The sequence below is a fragment of the Sphingomonas sp. genome (assembly GCF_019635455.1).
Classification (GTDB): Bacteria; Pseudomonadota; Alphaproteobacteria; order Sphingomonadales; family Sphingomonadaceae; genus Sphingomonas.
Map to the genome: position 1 here is coordinate 133119 of NZ_JAHBZJ010000008.1, position 23000 is coordinate 156118.

Here is a 23000-nt window from a genome sequence, read left to right on the forward strand (position 1 = left end):
ATGCTTACTTTATGCAAGGCATCCATGGGAGGGGCGGATGAAGCGATTTGACGGCAAGGTGGCGATCGTCACCGGCGCAAGCTCGGGGATCGGCCTCGCGACCGCGCGCCGCTTCGTCGCCGAAGGAGCGACGGTGGTGATCGCCGCGCGCGACGCCAGGCGGCTCGACGCCGCCGTCGCCGCGATCGGTCCCGCCGCGACCGGGGTGGTCTGCGATGTAGCGAAGCTCGACGATCTCGACCGGCTCTATGATGCGGTCGCGCGCGGACCGGGCCGCATCGATATCCTGTTCGCCAGCGCCGGGACCGGCGGCACGCTGGGTCCGATCGACAGCGTCACCGATATGCAGTTCGACGAGGTGATCGGCCTTAACGTCCGCGGCACCTTCTTCACCGTGCAAAAGGCCCTGCCCCTCTTTTCGGACGGTGGCGCGATCGTCCTGAACGCGTCGATGGTGAGCGTGAAGGGATTTGCCCATTCAAGCGTCTACAATGCCAGCAAGGCGGCGGTGCGTTCCTTCGCCCGATCGTGGACCGTCGATCTGAAGAAGCGCCGAATTCGCGTGAACGCGGTCAGCCCGGGGACGATCGATACCGATGCGATCGCCGGACTCGATGCGCGCGGCATGCGCTATTTCACCGCGATGATCCCGCGCGGCGAGATCGGAACGCCGGACGAGGTCGCCGCTGCGGTCGCCTTTCTGGCGTCCGACGACGCCAGCTTCATCACCGGTATCGAACTGTTCGTCGATGGGGGCGTGACGCAGATCTGATGACCGCAACGTTCACCCATCCCCGCCACGTCGCCAAGCGCCATCCCGACCGTGCCGCCGTCGTGATGGCGGGTGGCGAGAGCCTGTCCTATGCCGAACTCGTACGCCGGGCGGACCAGACGGCGCAGCTGTTTCGCGCACTTGGCGTCGGGCCTGGCGAGACCGTGGCGTTTCTGATCGAGAACAGCGTCCGGATGGCCGAACTATGCTGGGCCGCCAAGAATTCTGGGCTCTATTATGTCTGCATCGCCACGCATCTGACCGCAAATGAAGTCGCCTATATCATCGACAACAGCGAGGCGCGGCTGATCGTCACCTCACGGAAACTGGCCGAACTGGTGGAGGGCATCGACCCGGCCATTGCACAGGTGTCGATCGATGGCGACGCTGGTCGCGCGCGCGATTACGCGGCGGCGTTGGCCGAACAGCCCGCGACACCGATTCCCGGCGCGCGGCGCGGCGCATCGATGCTCTATTCCTCCGGCACGACTGGCCGGCCCAAGGGCGTGCGGATGGCGATCGAGGATGTAGCGCCGGAAGCGCCGCCGCGCCGTCAGGCCATGCTGGTCGATGCGTTCGGCTTCGGCCCGGGGATGGTCTTCGTCAATCCGGCGCCGCTCTACCATGTCGCACCGCTCAGGATGATGATGGCGGTGCAGCGGCTGGGCGGAACCGCGATCATCTTCCCGCGCTTCGAACCGGAGGCGGTGCTCGACGCCATCGACCGTTATCGCGCCACGCACGCATCGCTGGTGCCGATCATGTTCGTCCGCCTGCTGCGCCTGCCCGAGTCGGTGCGCGCGCGCTATTCGCTCGGGTCGCTGCGGGTCGTCGTGCATAGCGCCGCACCCTGCCCGGCCGACGTCAAACGTCGCATGCTCCAATGGTGGGGACCTGTGATCCACGAGATATATGGCGGCACCGAAGGTATCGGTCACACCATCATCGGTCCCCAGGAATGGCTCGCGCATCCCGGATCGGTCGGACGCTGTCCGCCGGGATGCGAGATCGAGATTCGCGACGCGACGGGCCAGTCGCTGCCCCCGGGCGAGACCGGCCGGATATTCTTTCGCAACGCGGCGCGCTTCTCATATTTCAAGGATGCCGGGAAGACGACCGAAGCGGTGTGTCCGGATGGCTTCGCCACCTATGGCGATATCGGCCGGATCGATCGAGACGGCTATCTCTTCCTCACGGACCGCGCCTCGCACATGATCATTTCGGGTGGTGTCAACATATATCCACAGGAGACCGAAGAGGTGCTCCTGTGCCATCCGGGCATTTCGGACGCCGCCGTCATCGGCATACCCGATGCCGAATATGGAGAACGGGTCAAGGCGATCGTCGAGCCGTTCGCGATGCCCGCCGACGCACAATCGCTGGCGGCTGAGATCACCGCCTTTTGCCGGACGCGGCTCAGCCCGATCAAATGCCCGCGCGCGATCGAGTTTGTCGAATCGCTGCCGCGCAACGAGTTGGGGAAGATCGCCAAGCATGTGCTCCGCGATCGCTATGCGAGGTCGGCGGACGCGACCTCCGGCTGACGATCAGAACCCAACCGCGTCTGCACCCTTGGTCTTCAGCATGGCGCGCGCTTCCTCGGGCGTCGCAACCGTCAGTCCGATATCCTCGACGATCCGCCGGATCTTTGCCACCTGCTCGGCATTGGACGTGGCCATCTTCCCGGGACCGGCGAACAGGCTGTCCTCCAGCCCCACCCGCACGGATCCGCCCAGCAATGCGGACAGCGTGACCAGCGGCAGCTGGTGGCGCCCGGCAGCCAGCGCGGAAAAGAGATAGTCGCCACCGAACAACCGGTCGGCGGCGGCTTTCATCGCCATCACATTTTCCGGCTCCGGCCCGATCCCGCCAAGGATGCCGAATACTCCCTGGACGAAGAAGGGCGGTTCGACCAGGCCCCGGTCGGCAAAATGCGCGAGATTATAAAGATGCGCCATGTCATAGCATTCGAACTCGAAACGGGTACCCTGTTCGCCCAATTCGCGCATGCCGCGCTCGATCTGTGCGAAGGTGTTGGACAGGATGAAGTCCCTGGTCATTTCGAGATAGGGTTTTTCCCAGTCATGAAGCCAGGTCCCAACCTTTGCTCCGGCGCCCGAAATGTTGAAGTTGATCGACCCCATGTTCATCGACGCGACTTCGGGTTTCGCCGATTTCGCGGCGGCGAGCCGCTCGTCCATGCTCATCCCAAGCCCACCGCCGGTCGTGATATTGACGATCGCGTCGCAGGATTGCTTGATCCGCGGCAGGAACGCCTGGAACAAGTGCGGCGACTGATCGGGGCGGCCGGTTTCGGGATCGCGCGCATGCAGATGAAGCATCGCCGCTCCCGCCTCGGCCGCAGCGATCGCTTCGCGCGCAATCTCATCCGCCGTGATCGGTAGGTGCGGCGACATTGACGGGGTATGGATCGACCCCGTCACCGCACAGGTGATGATCACCTTGTTCGCTTTTCGCATGGTCTGCCCTCTCCGCTATCGCTTGAGTCTGTTGACTCCAACTAGTACGTACGCAATCGATACGGAAGCGAATTATATAGGATCGACGGGATGGACGAGGCGACGCAGCACGTCGAAGTAACGGTTCGCGAAGGGATTGCGACGATCCGCCTGAACCGGCCGGACAGGATGAACGCCCTGACCCGACCGATGGTGGCCGCGATCATCGACGCACTCGACCGGCTGGAGGCCGATGATGCGGTTCGCGCCGTGATCTTCACCGGCGCCGGTCGGGCGTTCTGCGCCGGCGCCGACCTGGGTTCCGGTTCGGGAACCTTTGACTATGAAAGGCGCAACGGCGCCGGCTTCGACGGGGCCGACGATCCCGATCGCGATCGGGGTGGGCTGCTGACACTGCGCCTGTTCGACTTCCTGAAACCGGTGATCGCGGCGGTCAACGGCGCGGCTGCCGGGATCGGCGCCACCATGCAGTTGCCGATGGACATTCGCATCGCATCCACCGACGCGCGCTTCGGCTTCGTATTCGCGCGCCGGGGGATCGTCCCCGAAGCCGCTTCAAGCTGGTTCCTGCCCCGGCTGGTCGGCATCTCTACCGCCCTCGACTGGTGCTATTCGGGACGGATGGTGTCCGCCGACGAAGCGTTGGCGCGCGGCCTGGTCCGTGATCTTCACCCCCCCGAGCGGCTGCTGGACGCCGCCCATGAACTGGCGATCAGCCTGACCGGCGACAGCGCCCCGGTTTCGGTCGCGCTGACCCGGCAGATGATGTGGCGGATGCTGACCGCCGGCCATCCGATGGAGGCGCACCGTATCGACAGCAGGGCAATGGTGGCGCGCGGCAAGTCGGCCGATGCGCGCGAGGGCATTCAGGCGTTCATCGAGAAACGCCCCGCGCATTTCCCCGAAACCGTGTCCGGAGACCTGCCGGACGTGTTTCCGCATTGGCGCGATCCGACCTTCTAGCGAACGCGCTCAATATGATTTGGGCAGATCGAGCACGCGTTCGGCGATGAACGACAGCATCATCTGCTCGGTCACCGGGGCGATACGCGTCAGGATCGATTCGCGGAACAGCCGCTCCACCTGATACTCGGTCGCATAGCCCATGCCACCGTGGGTCAGCACCGCCGTCGTGGCGCTGTCGAACGCCGCGCGCGCGCCAAGGAACTTCGCCGCATTCGCCTCCGCGCCACAGGATTTTCCGTGGTCATAGAGCCAGGCGGCCCGGATGCACTGCCAATAGGCCGCCTCGATCTGGATCCAGCGTTCGGCGAGCGGATGCTGGATGCCCTGATTCTGTCCGATCGGCCGTCCAAACACCACGCGATCGCGCGCATAGTCCGCGCCACGCCGAAGCGCATCACGCGCCAGTCCGATCGCCTCGATCGCGACCAGCACCCGCTCCGGGTTCAGACTGTCGAGTATATAGGTGAAGCCGCGGCCTTCCTCGCCGATCAGATCCTCGTCGGGAACGAAGAGATCATCGATGAACACCGCGTTCGAATCGACCGCGTTGCGCCCCATTTTCGCGATGCGACGCACCTCGACCCTCGACCGGTCGAGATCGGTGTAGAATAGCGAAATGCCATCGGTCGGGCGTTTGGCGTCCTCCTTCCGGGTGGTGCGGGCCAGCAGGACGATCTTGTCGGCCTCTTGCCCGGTGGAGGTCCACATCTTGCGACCGCTCACGCGATACCCGCCGGGTACCTTTGCAGCAAAGGTCTTGAGGCTCGTCGTATCGAGCCCCGCATCGGGTTCGGTGACGCCGAAACACGCCTTCTGCTCGCCGGCGACCAGCGGCTTGAGCCAGCGTTGCTTCTGCTCGGGCGTGCCATGGACCACGATCGCATGCGGGCCGAACAGGTTGATATGAATGGCCGACGCCGCCGAAAAACCACCCCCGGATGAGGTGACCGTGTGCATCATCAGCGCCGCCTCAAGCACGCCCAGATCTGCGCCACCCACCTCTTCGGGCATGGTCAGCCCCAGCCATCCGCCCTCGGCCATGGCGCGATGGAATTCATGCGGAAAGCGCGGCGTGCGGTCGCATTCGGTCCAGTAATCGTCATCAAACCGGGCGCACACCTTCGCTACGCCATCGACGATCGCGCGCTGATTGTCGTCAAATTCGAAATTCATCGGCCCCGCCCGTTCCTGCAACAGGGCGAATAATAGTACGCTAGCGAACCTTTCGCAAGCATGTGCCGTCAGCCGTCGTCATTGCTCGGTCGATGCGCGGCGGCCATGGTCTCCTTCCTGATATTCTCCTTGACCCGCATCAGCACGTCCTCGGTGATCGCGAGTTCCTCCGGGGTGATCCCGTCGAGAATGCGCTGGTTCAGGTCCTCGGACACGTCGATCATCTTGTCGAGAATCTCGTACCCCTGTTCGGTGATGAACACGCGCTTCACCCGCCGGTCGCCGCCTGGATCAGGCCGCCGTTCGACATGCCCGGTGTTTTCGAGCCGATCGATCAGGCCGCCAACAGTCACCTTGCCGACATCCAGCAGCCGCGCGAGATCGACCTGCATCAGCCCGGTTTCGTCACCGCGCGACAACGCGCTCATCACCGTCCATTGGGAACGCGTGATGCCCAGCGGGCGCATATATTGGTCCATCAGCGTGCGGCGTGTGCGCGACACGTCGTGGACAAGATAGCCGAACCGGAACTTGGTCGCGGAAATCCGCTTTTTCGGCGGCTTCCCCTTGGTCTTCGGCATCGGCGATATCCCCTTATAACGCATGCATATGATCCGCATGCGATTCTGCCGTATTGTACGTATGTGAGCAAGAAAACCAGCCGGTTCCGCAGCGGATCATGCGCCAATCCGCGCGTGGCATCGGTCGAGCACGACGATGTTCCGTTCCTTCGACATGGCGCGAAAGCGCACGCCATCGGGTTCTTCGAAAAAGTCGATCTGGATCGTCTCTCCCGGGAACACCGGCCGGCTGAACCGGACGAAAAGTGCCTTGAGACGCGCCGGCTCGTCATCGCAATAGGCCGTGAGAACCGCGCGCGTCGCCACCCCAAGCGTGCCGAGGCCATGCGAGATGGGCCGCTCGAAACCGGCCTTGCGGGCGATCGCGGGGTCGGCGTGAAGCGGATTCCAATCGCCGCTCAGTCGATAGATCAGCGCGGAGCGCGGGGACGTCGGGATGCTAACGCGGCGATCGGGTTCGCGGTCAGGCAGAGCGATGGCCGGCTCGACCGTGGCACCGAACCCGCCCTCGCCACCATTTCCGCGCAGGAACAGCGTCGTTCTGACGCGCGCGACCGGCGATCCGTCCGCCAGGCGCAATTCCTTGATCTGATGGACCATCGCCCCCTTGTCCGCTCCCTTGTCTTCCAGACCGGCGATCCGGATGTCCGCGTGCATCGATCCCGCAGGCGGGATCAGGGTCATGAGTTCGAACGCCTGTTCCGCGTGGAGCACCTTGACCCAGTCGATCCCGAAACGCGGATCGCGCGCCCAGAAGCCGGGTTGGCACAGGGTCGAGCACATCGACGGAACCGTCCGAAGCCCGTCCTCATAGACATAGCGCAGCTGCCGTTCGTCCAGCGGGTCGTCGCCATAGCCCAGTCCCAGGGCATATAGGATCGAATCACGCGCCGCATAATGCTGTTGCACGTCGTCAAAGCGCAGCGCCTGGATCGCCGCCAGATCCATCGTCATCCGATCGTCCTCCCCAAAACCGCAGCAGCGCGTTGTGCTATATAGTACTCTTGCATACGACATGCATATGTACCATCCTACACTGGAACCACAACGGGGTAGGATGCATGGGAATTTGCGAAGGGCGGGTCGCCATCGTTACCGGAGGCGGCCGTGGGGTCGGACGCGCCTATGCGCTGATGCTCGCCGCTCAGGGCGCCAAGGTGATCGTCAACGACCTCGGCTCGTCGGCATCGGGCGTCGGCAGCGACCAGAGCCCTGCCGAGGAAGTCGTGGAGATGATCCGCGCGGCGGGCGGCGAGGCTGCGGTTAACGGATCCGACGTCTCGGACTGGCAGGGCGCGCAGGCAATGGTGGCACAGGCGGTCGATACGTTCGGCCGTCTGGATGTCCTCATCAACAACGCCGGCATCCTGCGCGACCGCATGCTCGTCAACATGAGCGAGGAAGAGTGGGATATGGTGGTGCGGGTGCATCTCAAGGGTACGTTCGCGCCGCTCCACCACGCCGCCAACCACTGGCGCCTCGAACAGAAAGCGGGCCGGCCGGTCGATGCGCGCGTCATCAACACCACGTCGCATTCGGCGCTCTTCGCCAATATCGGCCAGGCCAATTACGCGGCGGCCAAGGGGGGGATCGCGACGTTGACCCAACTCGCCGCGCGCGAACTCAAACGCTACGGCGTCACCGTCAATGCAATCGCGCCGCGCGCCAACACCCGCATGACCGAGGGCCTGCGCGACTATGACGACGAACAGCTCGAGCGCCGTAATCCCGAATGGATCGCCGCGCTCGTCACCTGGCTCGCAAGTCCGGAATCGAAGGATGTAAGCGGGCGGATCTTCGAAGCCTGGGGCTATGGTTATTCGGTGATCGAAAGCTGGCAGCACGGCCCGACGACCGAACCAGCGAAGGACCCGGCCGACCTTGGCCCACGCATCACCGAGATCGTCCGCCATGCGCGCAACAATGCGGGGATCGACCGGAACAGCTGGCTGGACCCCTGAGCGCCGCCGGGGTCAGCCGCCGAACAGGTCGCGACCGATGATCTGCTTCATCACTTCCGCCGCGCCGCCGGCGATCCGCGTGACACGCGCATCGATATAGGCGCGCGCGATCGGATATTCGGTCATATAGCCATAGCCGCCAAAGAACTGGAGGCACTGATCGACGACCTTCACATGCAGGTTGGTAACCACCAGCTTGACCTTTGCGGCCTCGACCGGGGTCAGTTCGCCGGCCATGAAGCGGGCGATGCACCAATCGGTGAAGACGCGCGCGGACAGTGTCTCGGCGGCCAGATCGGCAAGGACGAAGCGGGTATTCTGGAAGTCGCCGATCGTGCCTTCGAACGCCTTGCGCTCGGCGGTATAGGCGACCGTCCAGCGCAGCGCAGCCTCGCAGACGCAGATGCTGCGCACCGCCTGGGTCAGCCGTTCCTGCGCCAGCTTCGTCATCATGATCGCGAAGCCGCCGCCCTCCTCGCCAAGGCGCGCCGAGGCCGGCGCACGCGCGCCTTCGAGGAAAATCTCGGAGGTATCCTGCGCCTTCATCCCGATCTTGTCGAGATTGCGTCCGCGCTTGAGCCCGGGCTGGTTGGTATCGAGCGCGATCAGGCTAACACCCCGCGCGCCGCTGCCAGGGTCAGTCCTGCAAGCGAGCACCATCACATCGGCAAGCTGGCCGTTCGAAATATAGACCTTCTGTCCATCGATTACGTAATCGTCGCCTTCGCGCACGGCGCGCGTACGGACGTTCTTGGCGTCGCTCCCGGCACCCGGCTCCGTGATCGCGAGCGCACCGATCGCCTCTCCGGTCACCATCCTGGGAAGCCAGCGCCGCTTGGTATCCTCGCTCGCGAAGCCGAGGATGTAGGGGGCGACCATTTCGGAATGGACCATGAAGCCCGGGCCGGTGATCCCGGCACGCGCCAGTTCCTCGATCGCGACGACGTTGAAGAGCCAGTCGACGCCCATCCCGCCATATTCGGTCGGCACATTGGGGCAGAGCAGACCGATCTCGCCCGCACGCCGCCACGCCTCGCGCGGGACGACCCCCGCACCTTCCCACGCCCCATGGTGCGGCACCAGTTCGTCCTCGACGAACTTGCGGACCGTCTGGCGGAACATCTCATGCTCCTCCGAGAAGAGCGCGCGCGGCGCGGCGAACCCGTCGTCGCGCAGATAGGACGGCTCGCTCATGCCCGTCCCGCGTCGTGCAGCCCGAGGATCGAAATTGCCGCGATGCCGAGATAGGGTACGCCGCCCAGATTATGGGTCAGGCCGATCGATGGTCGGCTGATCTGGCGTTCGCCCGCCCGTTCCAGCAGCTGGGTATAGATTTCATACGCCATCCGCAGGCCCGACGCACCGATCGGATGGCCGAAGCATTTCAGCCCGCCATCGACCTGGCACGGGACACCGCCGCCATCGCGGTCATAAAAGCCGTCCAGAATATCGGCGACCGCCCGTCCGTCGGGCGAAACGAACAGGTCCTCCATCGTCACCAGTTCGGTGATCGAGAAGCAGTCATGAACCTCCATAAGATCGATCTGCGCACGCGGATCGTCGATTCCCGCTTCCCGATAGGCCCGCGACGCGGCGTTGCGCGTGTTGCGCACATGGCTGCCGTCCCATGTGTCGGTCGTCGTTTCGATGCCCGAACTGATCGACAGCTGGATCGCCTTGATGGTGACCAGATCGCGCTTGCCGAGCGCGCGTGCGATTTCAGGCGTGGTCACGATCGCGCAGGCCGCGCCGTCCGACACGCCACAGCAATCGAACAGGCCAAGCGGCTCGGCGATCATCGGGGCGTTGAGGATCGTGTCCATCGACACCGGCTTGCGCAGATGCGCCTTGGGACTGAGCACGCCGTTCTGATGGCTCTTCCAAGAGATGTGCGCCATGCCGCGCTTCAGGTCTTCCTTCGAGACGCCATGTTTCGCGCGATAGCCGCCGGCAAGCTGGGCGAAGCCCGCCGGGGCCGATCCCATCGGCAGCCACTGGTCGTTGAACGTCCCCTTGAAGGGCGGCGGCAGGCCACCATAGCCGGTGTCCTTCAATTTCTCCGCGCCGATAGCGAGCGCGATATCGACCGCGCCGGAGGCGACGGCATAGGCCGCCCCGCGAAGCGCCTCGGTGCCGGTTGCACACATATTCTCCATGCGGCTGAACGGGATGCCGTCAAGTCGCAGCGCCGACGATGCCGGGATCGCAGAATTGCCGACATTGATCGCATCGTAACAGGATCCGAACCAGGCTGCATCGATCTGACCGCGCTCGATTCCGGCATCGGCCAGTGCTTCGTCAAACGCCTCGGCCATCAAACCGGCCGAATCCGCATCCCATCGTTCGCCGAACCGCGAACAGCCCATCCCCAGGATCGCGACCTTGTCCTTGATACCGGTAGCCATGTTAAACGTCCCCTCGCGCCGCCGGCACCGGCGTCGCCTTCCAGAAGTAGCGATTGTACCCGCGCTCGCGATCGCGGGCCTGAATCCGGAAGACCGCGCGGAGCGGCGTGCCGACATCGATGCCGTCGGGACCGATATCGACCATTTCCATCATCAGCCGCGCCCCGTTTTCGAACTGGACGAAGCCGACATGGAGTGGCGGCGCAGGATGATAGGACAACCAGTCGGCGGTAAAGGTCATCACCTCGAACGGTGCGTCGGCGAGCGAGACCTGCGCGAACTGCGCTGCGGGCGCCTGGCATCCCGGCGACACGCAATAATGGAGCTGGGGAAACTGGATCGCGCCGCATTCGCCACAACGGCCGGCGACGAAGTTCATGATCTGGTCCGACGCGCGATATTGTTCGGTCAGGATCGTCTTCGCGCTCTTCTCCGCGCGCATGCCCCAGTCGAGGTCGATCCCGTCATAAAAGGAAAGCATGCGGCCATAGCTGTCCGTCGGAACACGCTCGGCAAGCGCCCCCGACAAGCCGTTTCGCCCGGTTCGACCATCCGATGCGCCGGTCACTTCAAGCACGATTGCGTCCGCGCCCTGACCAAAGCCGATGACCAGGATGCGCTCGCCCGCCCGTGCAGTTTCGAGAACGCCCGCCAGCATCAGCAGCGCATGCGCGCAACCGGCATAGCCGCTGCGACCGTCCAGCGAGTCGGCAACAGTTCCGGAAAAGTCGATCTTGCGTGCCACGGCGTCCACCGCACCGCGCATCGGCAATGCCATGACCAGGTGGGCGATGTCGCCGATCTCCAGACCGGCCTTGTCGAGCACCGCTCCGGCCGCCTGCGGTGCGATCTTCAGATAGCCCTCATCGCGAATCCAGCGCTCTTCCCAGAAGTAATCGTAACGGGCGCCGGAGGAACGAAAATGATCGATAAACGGCTCGGCCACCGATGACGCGGCAATCAGCCGGGCAATGATCTCGCCGGTGCCGATGCGGAATGCGGCAGCTCCCGCTCCATAAAGCATTTCCTGCGTGCTGGCCGGCCTGGCGACCGGGCGATCGCTGGCGACGACAAGCGCCTCCTCCCCCGCCTTCAGCGCCTGCGCCAGCGCGGTGGTTCCGGCACGTTGCGAATGGCCGATATCGATCGCCGCATGGCCCGGCGCCAGGCCCAGAGCCGCACCGATCAGCGCGCCATGCTGGAGGTCCGCATAAGGAAAGCTGGTAGATGCAAGTGCGAGTGCAGCAATGCCCGAGGCGTCGCCGTCCAGACAATCGCGAGCCGCCTCGACCGCCATGGTGACCGCATCTTCGTCCCAGCTGCAAAAGGCACGCTCGCCCTTGGCCAGGCTGCGCAGCGCCGGCGCCATCCATCCGTGCATCGCCGCGATCGCCGCACGATCGAGGCGCAGTCGCGGAACATAGGCCCCTGCCTTCAGAATCCCGAATTCACTCATCTGGTCGTCCCGGCCCCCGCTTCATCTCCAAATGGCAGATAGTACGCATACGTACTTTATGCAATGGCATGGTCGCGCCTCAGGGGTGGACGACGAACATCTCACGCAAAGCCGGCTTGAAAATCTTGCCGCTTCCGGTGAGCGGAAAAGCATCGACGAACCGCCAGTGGGCCGGGATTTTCTCGCGCGACAGCCGACCGCTCAGATAGCCGACGAGCTGGTCGCCCGAGAGCGCGGGATCTCCGGCCCTGACAAAGGCGGCGGCCTGCTCGCCCAGCCGCGCGTCAGGCACGCCGACCACGGCGACGTCGATCACGTCCGGATGGCTGCGGATCGCTTCCTCGATTTCGGCGGGGAACAGATTCTCGCCGCCGCGGATGACCATTTCCTTGAGCCGGCCCACGACACGCACGCGCCCTTCGGCATCCATCGTGCAGATGTCGCCGGTGTGCAACCAGCCCTCAGCGTCGAGCGCGGTCGCCGTCTCCTCCGGCATATCGACATAGCCCGCCATCACCTGATAGCCCCGCAGGCGGAGTTCGCCCGGCTCGCCGATCGCCTGCGTCGCCCCATCGGGCGCGACGATCCGTATCTCGGCATGGGGAAATGGGCGGCCCACCGTCTCGCCGATCGTCGCCGGCGTGTCGCCCGGCTCGGTCGCGCAGATGATCGAGCCGCTTTCGGTCTGCCCATAGGCGTTGTGGACGCTCGCGCCGAGGCGCTGTTCAAGCTCGCGGATCAGCAGCGGCGGAACCGAGCTGCCCCCGATCATGATCCGCGCCAGAGAGGGTGGTGTTGCCGCCGCATCGACACGCGCCAGCATGTCGAGAAACATCGTCGGCACGCCGATCATCGCCGTCACGCCTTCGCTTCGGCACAGATCGAGCAGCAGGTCGGGCGCAGGCCGCTCCGCGACGACCAGGGTTGCGCGCGCGCACAATGCAGACAGGACCGCCATGCATGCACCACCGACATGGAAAAGCGGGATCGGTGACAGCAGCACGTCGTCCGCCATCATACCGAGCCGCGCGACATGGAACCGATAATTGTTCACCAGGCCATGATGCCGCAGCATCGCCCCTTTCGGCCGCCCGGTGGTTCCGGAGGTGAAAATGATGCACGCGATATCCTGAGGAGAGACGGCGGGCAGCGAAGCGGGCGCCGCCGTCGCCCATTCCCGCCAGGTATCGAGCGGCAATCGCGTCCGAATGTGCGGATTTTGCGCCGCCACGCGATCAACCACGCCCGATTCATGCCCGAGAGCATGCGCGTAGACGAGACCCGCCGCCCGCGACTGACGCAGCACATGCGACAGCTCGTTCCCGTGCAGGCCGGGATTGACCGTGACCAGCACCAGTCCGGCAAGCGCGGCGGCATATTCCAGGATCACCCATTCCGGCCGGTTCGGGCTCCACACCGCGACATGCTCGCCCGGCGCGAAATGCCGCAGCAATCCGCCCGCGACTCGCTCCGCATCGGCAAGGAGTTCGCGATAGGTCCAGCGGCGGCGGCGCCCCGCGGCATCACCCTCTACAAGCGCGACGGCGTCGGGCGCGTGGAGCGCCGCATCGCGAAGCATCGCGCCGATCGTCGTGTCGATCAGCGACGGATCGAGTCGCGCATGCCAGTGTCCAGAGGCGAGCGGGCCGGGGTTGCCCCGGGGGGAAGCCGGGCTTGTCGCTATCGATGCCGGCGTCGCACACATATCTTTGTGCGCAATGTTGTCGTTTCGCAACGATCTGCCTCCTCTCGTTCCCCCTACGTGGCGTATGCCTTGACACGCCCGCAGTAAGTAGTACGCATATGTACCATACGGTTGCGAAGCATACCATAACAGCAATCGGAACGCGCAAGCCGCACGACGGGGAGGTAGACATGAAAGCTCGCTTCTTGAATTCGCTTACGAGCCGGGCCGGTGGATCGGCATTGCTGGCGGTCGTACTGATGCATGCGGGAGCCGCATCCGCCGCGGAACGGGCTGCCGATGCAGCCGTGGCCGAACCCGCTTCGGCAGAAAGTCCGGCGGCGGCCGAGCCGACACCGAGTGAGGCGCAGACGGGGACCAAACCGCCCGTCCAGAACGAAAACGAGATCACCGTTACCGCGCTGCGCCGCAATGTCCTGCTCGACGAGGCGCCGGTCGCCATCTCGGTGGTCGATTCGAACATACTCGCCCGCGACAACATCACCGAAGTGACGTCGCTCAGCGGTCGCGTCCCGGGCCTTCTCATCGGGTCCAACTTCGGCGGTAGCCGTATCTCGATCCGCGGCATCGGCTTCAACCCGATCCGTCCGGGCGATGAAGGCCGTGTCGCCTATTATGTCGATCAGGTCTATGTCGCGCGCCCGTCGGCACAGCTGGCAAGCCTGTTCGACATCGACCGGATCGAAGTTCTGCGCGGGCCGCAGGGAACATTGTACGGCCGCAACGCGACCGGCGGCGCGTTGCTGATCACGACCGGCAATCCCACGCCCGATCCGTCTGGCTATCTCAATGTCACGATCGGCAATTATCAGCACATCCAGGTCGATGGCGCGCTCTCCGGTCCGATCACCGATACACTATCGGGGCGGATCGCCGTCCAGACGGTCAATCACGACGGCTATGCCTATAACTTCCAGACCGGTTCGCGGAACGGCAACCGGGCGACTGCGGCCGTCCGCGCGACGCTGCTATGGAAGCCCAGCGACGCATTCTCGCTGCGGTTCAGCGCGGAACATTACAAGGCCGACGACCGCAACTATGTCGTCAATCCCATCCAGCCGGGATTTGTCGTGCCGACGATCCCCTTCCTGTTCGGATCGCGCGATGTTTCGCAGCCGTCCGACCCGATCAACAAGCTCGATACGACCGGCGTTTCGATCGTCGCCACCTACAGCCCGAACGATTATCTGACCGCGACCGTGATCGGCGGCTATCGCCATGCAGACGGGACCCTGCTGGTCGATGGCGTGGGTTGCGGAACCTTCTGCGCGCGCAGCCTGTTCCGCGAGAATTCACGATCGTACAATGCGGAGTTCCAGCTCGCAGGAGACGGCAAGGTCTTCGACTGGATCGTCGGCGCCACGCATTTCTACGAATCGCAGACCCCGTCGCTGCGCTCGGCGATCAAGGGCAGCCTGTTCGGGGTGACCAGCTCGCCATTCCCGGTTCAGGGTACATGGTCGCAGGCGAACCTCGTCGCCGACGCGTGGGCGCTGTTCGCCGAGGGAACGTTCAACATCACCGATCAGCTCTCGGTCACGGCGGGCGTACGCTACAGCTGGGAAACGAAGCGGTCGCTCAATGAAATTTCGGCGATCGATCTGACCACGCCATGGCCGGCGGCGAATATGTCGAACTTCGGCTTCATTCCGACGACGCTGCGGGCGGGCTATCCGCTCAACCGCTCGCAGAACTTCGACTCCTGGACGCCGAAATTCGCGATCAACTACGAATTCAGCCCCTATGTCAGCGCCTATGCGACCTATGTGCAGGGTTTCAAGAGCGGCGGATACAATTATGGCACCGTGCAGGCCCCCTATGGACCCGAGACGATCGCCAACTACGAGGCCGGGCTACGCGCGCGGACGATGAACGGCGCGTTGACGTTGCGAAGCGCAATCTTCCGCTACGACTATTCACGGCTTCAGCAGACCGTTCAGCTCGGCGCGCCCACGCCAGGGACGTTCGTGCTCAACACCGGCGACGCACGGATCCAGGGCATCGAACTTGAGTTCGAGCTTAAGCTCGGCGGCTTCCGGGTCGATGGCAACGGCTCGATCCTCGACAGCAAATTCTCGCCCTATCTGACCATCGATCCCAACCGGTCCGCGCTCGGCCTGATCGATATCGGCGGGAACAAGGTGCCGCAGGCGCCGCTCTACTCCTTCTATCTCGGCGCGGAATATGGGTGGGACCTCGACGGCAACCGGGTAACCGTGCGCGGTGACTGGCGCCGGACCGGCAAAACCTATTTCGACATCTACAACAACGCGCCGATGGTACAGCCGGCCTATGACGTGTTCGGCGCCAACGTGACGCTCGAAACCGGCGATCACTGGCGGTTCACGGCGTTCGTCCGGAATATCGGCAACACCTATGCCGCCAGTCAGCGTTCGCTTCAATCGAACGCCCTGGGCGGCATCGTCAACGGCGTCCTCATTCCGCCGCGGACCTATGGCCTGACCGCAGGCTATCGTTTCTAACCGGGGGACGGACAGGCGGCCTTGTCGCCTGTCCGGCGCGGCGGCGCTTCGCCGCTATTCGGGAAGGTCTCGAAGCACACGCTTCAGGACCTTCCCGTTTTCGTTGCGCGGAAGCTGATCGACGAAACGAATCTCACGCGGGCATTTGATCCCCGACAGCTGCGCCCGACACCGGCCCAAAAGCGCCGCGGCCAGCGGCTGCCGAGCCGCCAGGGATCGCATCGGTACGACAAACGCGACGACGCGCTGACCATATTCGGGGTCCGACAAACCGACCACGGCGGATTCCGCCACCTCAAGATCCGCGTCGAGGACGGACTCGACCTCGCTTGGGTAGACATTCACACCACCGGTGATGATGAGGTCGGACCGCCGATCGCTAATGTAGAGATAGCCGTCCGCATCCACCCAGCCCAGGTCGCCATATCCCGCAAGCCCATTGGGCAGGTCGGACGTTCCACGCTCTTCGCCTAGATATGTGAAGGGGACGCCTCCTTCGAACAGGATTTCGCCAGTCTCGCCCGGTGGCAATGGCTGGCGCGACCGCTCGTCCAGGATGTGGATCGCGCCGGTGATCGATTGGCCGACGGACCCCGGGCGCGCCAGCCACTCCTCGGCACGAATGAAGGTGACGCCGGCATTTTCGGATCCGCCATAATATTCGTGGAGGATCGGTCCCCACCATTCGATCATCCGGCGCTTGACCGGTTCGGGGCAGGGGGCTGCGGCGTGAAGCGCCACGCGGTGGCTGGACAGATCGTACCCGTGTCGCACCGGCTCATCGAGCGCGAGCAGGCGAACGAACATCGTCGGCACCCATTGAGTGTGGGTTACCCGATGGCGCGCGACGGCCGCCAGGGCATCGCGCGCGTCGAACATGGGCAGGATCACCGCCGTGCCGCCTTCTTCAACGACGCGGTTCAGAAAGCGGCCGGTCGCGTGATAGAGTGGCGCGACCGAGAGATAGATGGTCCGCGCATCGATTTCGAACAGCGCACGCATCCTGCGCTCCAGAGCAGGAAGTGGCGCATCATCGACCGCAGGAGCCAGCGGCCGCCTGATCCCCCGGGGCCGGCCGGTTGTACCCGAAGAATAGATCAGTTCGCGCCCGGTCATCGCGGCAGCCAGAGCGCCGAAATCGCCGAGACCCGTCAAGCTGACGGCATCGACCTCAACTACGTGCGCGGTGTCCCGCGCCGCGGCGGCTGCATCCCGCGCCAGACAAGAATTGGCGTCGTCGGCGATCAACAGCTTCACCCCGGCGTCGTCGAGGATATAGGCGATCTCGGCCGGAGTCAGCTTCGTGCTCAACGGGATATAGTAAAGGCCGGCACGCCGGGCGCCCCACCACCAGGTCAGCACCCGGCTGTGATTGTCGAGCAGGAGCGCGATCGTCGCACCGTCGCGAAGGTTCCGGTCGCGCAGGGCGTGCGCGATCCTCCAGGCCTCCGCGTCAAGCTGCTCATAGGTCAATGCCGCGCTGCCATCAGCCATGAGCACCGCCAGCTTGTCAGGCGTTGCCGCCCGATGCCGCGCGAGCGCATCCTTGGACGATGGCATCATGCGCGCGCGATAAGTCCGGCTGCGGCAATGCCGGCATGCGCGCACGCCTCGTCATTGTCGGACGTGTCGCCCGTCACCCCGATGGCACCGATCGTCGTGCCGGCGGCGTCTTCGACCACCACCCCGCCTGCCGCCGGTACGATGCCGTCAGCGGCGAGACCCGCAACCGACGCGATGAAGCTCGGTCGCTCGGCCGCCATCTCTCCGATCCGTCGCGACGAGACACCAAGCGCGAGCGCCCCCGACGCCTTGCCGATCGCAATCTGCGGGCGCAGGTTCGCACTGCCGTCCTGTCGCCGCAGACCGACCAGGTGGCCGCCGCTATCCAGAACGGCGACGGTCACCGGGTTCAGCTTCAGGCGAGCGGCCTCATCGAGCGCCGCTCCGATCATCGCCACCGCCTGATCCAGGGTCACACTGCCTGCCATATCCTATTCCTTCCGCGTTCAACGGATCCGCTCTAGCCACTCGGTGCAACGCCGTCGAGAAAGTTCGCACACGTACTATCTCGACCTTTGCTCTCACTTGGGATAGGGGGATCGCATGCGACTGAGCGACTGCCATAATGTCGAGGACTTCCGGCGACTGGCGAAACGTCGCCTGCCCGGTCCGATCTTCCACTATATCGACGGCGCCGCCGACGACGAGGTGACGCGCCGGCGCAATACCGAATCGTTCGACCGTTGCGACCTGGTCCCCAATGTCCTTGCCGGCGTCGAGCAGATCGATCTCGGCACCACGGTGATGGGCAAGCGGATTTCGATGCCGCTGATGCTCTCGCCGACGGCGCTCCAGCGCCTGTTCCACTGGCAGGGAGAGCGGGCGGTCGGGTGCGCTGCCCAGGCAGCAGACACCTGGTTCGGCATTTCGTCCCTGGCGACGGTCGGTATCGAGGAAATCGGCCGGACCATCTCTACCCCCAAGATGTTCCAGCTCTACGTGCATAAGGATCAGGGGTTGAACCAGGCGATGATCGACGCGTGCAAGGCGGCGAAGTTCGACGCGATCGCCCTGACCGTCGATACCATCGTGGGCGGCAATCGCGAGCGGTGCCTGCGTACCGGCTTCACCTCGCCTCCGAAGCTGACATTGGCATCGATAGCCAGTTTCGCGGCGCATCCTGCCTGGGCCGCCAATTACTTCCTGCGCGAGCGGTTCGAACTGTCGAACCTGAAGGATCATGTGAGCGAAGGATCCAATATCGCCCTTTCGGTCTCCGACTATTTCAGCACGATGCTCGACCAGTCGATGGACTGGGCGACCGCCGAGCGGATTCGCGCCGAATGGGGCGGACAATTCTGTCTGAAGGGCGTGATGTCGGTCGATGATGCGCGGCGTGCGGTCGATATCGGCGCGACGGCGATCATGGTTTCCAACCATGGCGGTCGCCAGCTCGACGGCAGCCGCGCCCCGTTCGACCAGTTAGCCGAGATCGTCGATGCGGTCGGTGATCGGATCGACGTGATCTGCGATGGCGGCATCCGTCGCGGCACGCATGTGCTCAAGGCGCTCAGCGTAGGCGCAAAGGCGTGCTCCGGCGGTCGGCTCTATCTTTATGCGCTCGCCGCAGCGGGTCAGGCCGGTGTGGAGCGCGCGATCGCGAACCTGCGTGCCGAGCTGGTGCGCGACATGAAATTGATGGGGAAACGATCCGTCGATGAACTCGGCCGGGGCAACCTGCGATGGCGCTGACCCGGTGTCGCCACGGTTGACGCGCAGGCGGCCCCGCGCCGCCCTCCGCCAGCGCTGGAGACGCGCTTCCTTCTATCGGCGCGGTGTGCCGAGATGTTGGTCGAAGAAGCGGGCGATCACCGCATAGGCTTCCATCGATTCGGGCATGTCGGGCCACACGAAAAAGGCGTGGGGCAGGCCGTCGAACAGATAGAGATCGCTGTCCACGCCCATCCGCGACAGCCGCCGGTGCGCCAGCGTCAGCGCGCTCACCGCGAAGTCGCGGCTGCCGGCGAGCATCAGGGTCGGCGGCATCGCGCGCGTCTGTGCGTCGGACAGCAGGGGATAGGCACGGTCATCCGCGGCCGGCACACCGGCAAGATAGGCGGTCGGCAGCGTGTCCGGCAGGCGCGGCGCGGCCAGCGGCGCGCCACCGGTCGTCGGCCCGGCCAGATAGGGCGAATCGCCCGAATAGGGCGAGCCGGTGCCGCAAAAGGTTCCGATCGCGCCGGGGCGCGGCAGGCCGATGCTGCGAATCCACGCCGTTGCCTGGGCCGTGATGACGCCGCCAGCGGAGCAGCCATAGATGCCGATATTCGCCGCCCGGTACCGCTTGAGCAGGGTGCGGTATACGGCGGTCACATCCTCCGACGCGGCGGGATAGCGATGTTCCGGGGCGAGCCGGTAATCGACGGTGATCACCCGCACGCCCATCGTCGCCGCGATCGGGATCGCCTCGACCAACGCACCGCTTCCCGATCCCCACATGAACGCGCCGCCATGAATGTTGATCAGCACCCGGCCCCGGTTTCGCGGCGCGATGCCGGCGGCGGGATCGACAATGTCCACCGTCACGCCGCCCATCTTCTCCCGGCGTTCCCGAGTGCGAAAATGCCGCCGCATCTCTGCCAGCCGGTCGTCATTGTAGCTCTGGTAGAAGGCGCGCTGTTTCGCGACGTCGCCGGCGATCTCTGCCGGCGCGGCGGCACCCTTCATCCGGGCGAGCACGGCCCGCGCCTCCGCGCTCAACTGATTGGAGACGGGTAGCGCGAACGCCGGCACATCGACCACCGCCGCCTGCTGCGCGGGCGCGGCGGACGCGATACAGGCGAGCAGGGCGGCCAGCATCGTGCGCGCCCCCGCGCGGCGAACGCCGCTATCTTCTCTCATCGATCTACTCCCCATGGATCCGCCTCCCGCTCCTTGGCCCGCACCCTAGCGATCACGGCCCCGCAGCACATCCCTGCCCTGCGGGGCCCCGGGCGTCAGAAGCGATAGACGGCGGTCGCCTGGAACGAGCGGCCGAAATTCGACCGCGCGATCACCGATCCGCCGGTCGTGCCGACGATGCGCGCATTGCCCTCGGTCAGGGCCAGCGTGTTGGTCAGGTTGGTGGCCGTCAGCTGAAGCTCGACCTTGTCGAACTTCACCGCCGCACCCAGGTCGAGCGTGTCATAGGCCGGGAGCTTCTGGAGGTTCTGGATGTCGGAGAAGCGGGACCCGGAATGGGTATATGCGCCGAACAGGGTGAAGTCGCCGCCATCGAACGGCACCGTGTAGCTGGGGCTGATCCGCGCCTGGAAATCGGGCTGGCGCGGAACCTTGTAGCCATTCTGCACGCCGCTCGCGACGCCCGAATCGATGTCGCGGAACCGCGCGCGGAAGGCGGTGGCGTTGAACCCGATCGACAGGTTCTGCACCGGCCGGATCGCCCCCTCCAGCTCCGCGCCCCAGGTCCGCGATCCGGCGACGGCGATGACCGTGGTGATCGCATTGGTCGTCGGATTGACGATCTGCTGCGAATAGGTCTGCCCGACAAAGTCGTTGCGGAAGAAGGTCAGCGACGCATCGAGGAACCGGCTCGCCGTCTTGAAGCCCAGTTCATATTGCTTGATCTTCTGCACGGTACGGAACCCGCCCTGCACCTCGTCGAAGGTCGGGAAGCGGAAGCCCGAATTGATGCGCAGGAAGCTGGTGACCCGCGGCGTGATATAATAGTTCGCACCGGCGGTGTAGGACAGCTGGGTCTTCGAATAGTCGGCGCTGCGGGTCTGGCCGTTCAGGACCGAAACGCTGTTATTGTACACCGTCAGGACGTTGCCATCGAGATTGCTGTTCGACGCCAGCCCGACGCTGCCGCTCACCTTGTAATGTTCAAGTCGGAGGCCGCCATCGATGCGCAGCCGGTCGTTCACCGTCCACTCGTCGGCCAGGAAGCCGGCGATGTTGGTGCCGCTGAAGCTGTCGCTGAAATTGTTGGTGGCAAAGCCGGTGAAGCCGTTCTTGGTGATCTGCGCCCCGTTGTTCAGCGTCACGTCGATCCGCCGCGCATTCGGCTCGAACGCCAGCAGCGCGTTGTTCCCCTGATACCACAGGTCGCCGATCCGGTGGCTGGCGAAATAGGAACCCAGCGTGATCGCATGATCGCCCAGATCGCGGCTGACCCGCAGATCGGTTGTGAAGGTTTCGACGCTCTTGTCCACCGCCCAGAAGCCGGCGACGATCACCGGCTGGTTGCCGTCGGTGATCGTCGCGCCGGAGGACGAGAATTTGGCGGTGCCGCCGGTCGCGACGCCCCCGGCGGCGACGATCGACGGCGTCGCGTTGATCGCGGTCACGCGCCCCGCGATATAGGCGCTGATCGTGGTCGGCACCGCGCTGGTGAAGATCGCCCGCGTATCGGTGGTTCCGGTCAGATAGCCGACCTTACCCGAAATCCGCCAGTCGCCGGGGGTGAATTCGAAATTGCCGCCGAACTGGGTCAGGTCGATCGTGCGCCCGTCGGAAAAGTCGAAGCCGGTCGTACCGGGCGTGGTCCCGGCCGAGGTTTCGAAGGTGAGCAGCCGCGTATCCTCACCCGCCAGCGTGTCCTTGCGCTGATCGAAATAGGAATAGGGCCGCAGCTTGCCGTCGGTGCCGACCAGCAGCGGCGCGCCGGTGAAGAAGATGTTCGAATCCTTTACCCGCCGCGCCCAGAAGGTGATTTCGCCGGTGTCGAACCGGCGGGTGAGCGTGCCGCTGATCTGGCCGCCCTGGTCCGCCTTGTACTGCGGGTCGCGCACGCCGTCGCTGACCCGGTAGAAGCCGCCGACCGTCGCGTACCAGCCCTCGCCGATCTTGCCCCCCACGAACCCGTCGAACCGGTAGAGCCCCTCGGCCCCGACGGTCACCCGCGCGCTGCCCTCCGGCGTATCCTTTCCGGTTTTCTGGATGAAGTTGAGCGTGATACCCGGCTGTCCATTCGAGAAGATCGGGCTGGGACCGCCGCGCAGCACCTCGACGCGTTCGACGGTATCGTCGATGCGGAACATGCTGAAGCTCTCGATAAAGCTCAGCGTATTGGGCGGCAGCAGCGTCGTTCCGTCGATCTGCACGGTCGAAAACTGGCCGCCGCCATTCATCGGAAAGCCGCGCACGCCGACACGCAGACCCGCGACGCCGCCGGAGGATTCGATGTAAGTACCCGGCACCGTCTTCAGCACGTCCGCGGTGCTCAGCGGCGTCGTGCGCTGGATCGTCTCGGCATCGACCGTGGTGATCGAAAAGCCGGCATCCAGCCGCTTGAGGCCCTTCGACGCGGTCCCGGTGACAACGATATCATTCGAGCCTGAAGAAGTATCGGCCGGCGCGGTGCCGTCCTGCGCCGGCGCGGCCGGATCGGCTTCGCCGGCCGTGCCGGGGCCGGCGGCGAATGCCGTCGCGGGAATCAGAACCAGTGCAAGCGAGAGCGCCGAAGCCGTCGTCTTGAAGCGTGTCAGCATGTTCATGTGGTCGTTCCTTTTCC

The 23000-nt window shown here is 64.8% G+C and carries 18 protein-coding genes; 6 read left to right on the top strand and 12 right to left on the bottom strand.

What is annotated here, in order from left to right:
• Positions 1-37 precede the first annotated feature (37 nt).
• Positions 38-772, top strand: a complete 735-nt coding sequence (locus tag KF783_RS11260) for an SDR family oxidoreductase (protein WP_294079347.1) — start codon at positions 38-40, stop codon at positions 770-772.
• Positions 772-2316: an AMP-binding protein gene (locus KF783_RS11265; RefSeq protein ID WP_294079348.1), complete on the top strand. Its 1545-nt coding sequence runs from the start codon at positions 772-774 to the stop codon at positions 2314-2316. The genes KF783_RS11260 and KF783_RS11265 overlap by 1 nt, the downstream gene beginning before the upstream one ends.
• A gap of 3 nt (positions 2317-2319) precedes the next feature.
• Here the strand turns inward: KF783_RS11265 and KF783_RS11270 are convergent, their stop codons facing one another.
• Entirely contained in the window at positions 2320-3252 is a 933-nt protein-coding gene (locus KF783_RS11270; RefSeq protein WP_294079351.1) for a 3-keto-5-aminohexanoate cleavage protein, read from the bottom strand.
• 90 nt (positions 3253-3342) lie between these two features.
• Here KF783_RS11270 and KF783_RS11275 point away from each other — a divergent pair, with 90 nt between their 5' ends.
• Complete coding sequence (locus tag KF783_RS11275) at positions 3343-4215, top strand: crotonase/enoyl-CoA hydratase family protein (protein ID WP_294079353.1); 873 nt, start codon at positions 3343-3345, stop codon at positions 4213-4215.
• Between the two features lie 9 nt (positions 4216-4224).
• Here the strand turns inward: KF783_RS11275 and KF783_RS11280 are convergent, their stop codons facing one another.
• The 3 genes from KF783_RS11280 to KF783_RS11290 form a co-directional block, all read right to left on the bottom strand.
• On the bottom strand, positions 4225-5391 hold the full coding sequence (locus tag KF783_RS11280; RefSeq protein WP_294079355.1) for an acyl-CoA dehydrogenase family protein: 1167 nt from the start codon (positions 5389-5391) through the stop codon (positions 4225-4227).
• A 68-nt stretch (positions 5392-5459) separates the two neighbouring features.
• Complete coding sequence (locus KF783_RS11285) at positions 5460-5972, bottom strand: MarR family transcriptional regulator (protein WP_294079357.1); 513 nt, start codon at positions 5970-5972, stop codon at positions 5460-5462.
• 96 nt (positions 5973-6068) lie between these two features.
• The gene (locus KF783_RS11290) at positions 6069-6926 is read right to left on the bottom strand and encodes a MaoC/PaaZ C-terminal domain-containing protein (protein WP_294079359.1); all 858 of its coding nucleotides are present in this window, start codon (positions 6924-6926) and stop codon (positions 6069-6071) included.
• Between the two features lie 107 nt (positions 6927-7033).
• Here KF783_RS11290 and KF783_RS11295 point away from each other — a divergent pair, with 107 nt between their 5' ends.
• On the top strand, positions 7034-7933 hold the full coding sequence (locus KF783_RS11295) for an SDR family oxidoreductase (RefSeq protein ID WP_294079360.1): 900 nt from the start codon (positions 7034-7036) through the stop codon (positions 7931-7933).
• 12 nt (positions 7934-7945) lie between these two features.
• Here the strand turns inward: KF783_RS11295 and KF783_RS11300 are convergent, their stop codons facing one another.
• From KF783_RS11300 to KF783_RS11315, 4 genes are all read right to left on the bottom strand, one after another.
• Positions 7946-9127, bottom strand: coding sequence for an acyl-CoA dehydrogenase family protein (locus tag KF783_RS11300; protein ID WP_294079362.1), 1182 nt, complete (start codon positions 9125-9127; stop codon positions 7946-7948).
• Entirely contained in the window at positions 9124-10338 is a 1215-nt protein-coding gene (locus tag KF783_RS11305; protein WP_294079364.1) for an acetyl-CoA acetyltransferase, read from the bottom strand. The genes KF783_RS11300 and KF783_RS11305 overlap by 4 nt, the downstream gene beginning before the upstream one ends.
• Position 10339: 1 nt before the next feature.
• A complete protein-coding gene (locus KF783_RS11310; protein WP_294079366.1) occupies positions 10340-11794 on the bottom strand; it encodes a 3-hydroxy-3-methylglutaryl CoA synthase in 1455 nt (484 codons plus the stop codon).
• A 79-nt stretch (positions 11795-11873) separates the two neighbouring features.
• Positions 11874-13499: an AMP-binding protein gene (locus KF783_RS11315; RefSeq protein ID WP_294079368.1), complete on the bottom strand. Its 1626-nt coding sequence runs from the start codon at positions 13497-13499 to the stop codon at positions 11874-11876.
• A 287-nt stretch (positions 13500-13786) separates the two neighbouring features.
• Here KF783_RS11315 and KF783_RS11320 point away from each other — a divergent pair, with 287 nt between their 5' ends.
• The gene (locus KF783_RS11320) at positions 13787-15982 is read left to right on the top strand and encodes a TonB-dependent receptor (protein ID WP_294079370.1); all 2196 of its coding nucleotides are present in this window, start codon (positions 13787-13789) and stop codon (positions 15980-15982) included.
• A 54-nt stretch (positions 15983-16036) separates the two neighbouring features.
• On the opposite strand, the gene KF783_RS11325 is transcribed toward KF783_RS11320, so the two are convergent.
• Together KF783_RS11325 and KF783_RS11330 are read right to left on the bottom strand one after the other, a co-directional pair.
• On the bottom strand, positions 16037-17545 hold the full coding sequence (locus KF783_RS11325; RefSeq protein WP_366511735.1) for an AMP-binding protein: 1509 nt from the start codon (positions 17543-17545) through the stop codon (positions 16037-16039).
• Positions 17542-17973, bottom strand: a complete 432-nt coding sequence (locus tag KF783_RS11330) for a heme-binding protein (protein ID WP_294079372.1) — start codon at positions 17971-17973, stop codon at positions 17542-17544. The genes KF783_RS11325 and KF783_RS11330 overlap by 4 nt, the downstream gene beginning before the upstream one ends.
• 115 nt (positions 17974-18088) lie before the next feature.
• Here KF783_RS11330 and KF783_RS11335 point away from each other — a divergent pair, with 115 nt between their 5' ends.
• Positions 18089-19237 carry an alpha-hydroxy acid oxidase gene (locus KF783_RS11335; RefSeq protein WP_294079374.1) on the top strand — a complete coding sequence of 383 codons (1149 nt, stop codon included), beginning with the start codon at positions 18089-18091 and terminating at the stop codon, positions 19235-19237.
• Positions 19238-19309: 72 nt separating this feature from the next.
• Here KF783_RS11335 and KF783_RS11340 read toward each other — a convergent pair whose 3' ends face one another.
• The gene (locus KF783_RS11340) at positions 19310-20386 is read right to left on the bottom strand and encodes an alpha/beta hydrolase fold domain-containing protein (protein ID WP_294079376.1); all 1077 of its coding nucleotides are present in this window, start codon (positions 20384-20386) and stop codon (positions 19310-19312) included.
• A gap of 95 nt (positions 20387-20481) precedes the next feature.
• Positions 20482-22983, bottom strand: coding sequence for a TonB-dependent receptor (locus tag KF783_RS11345; RefSeq protein ID WP_294079378.1), 2502 nt, complete (start codon positions 22981-22983; stop codon positions 20482-20484).
• Positions 22984-23000 lie beyond the last annotated feature (17 nt).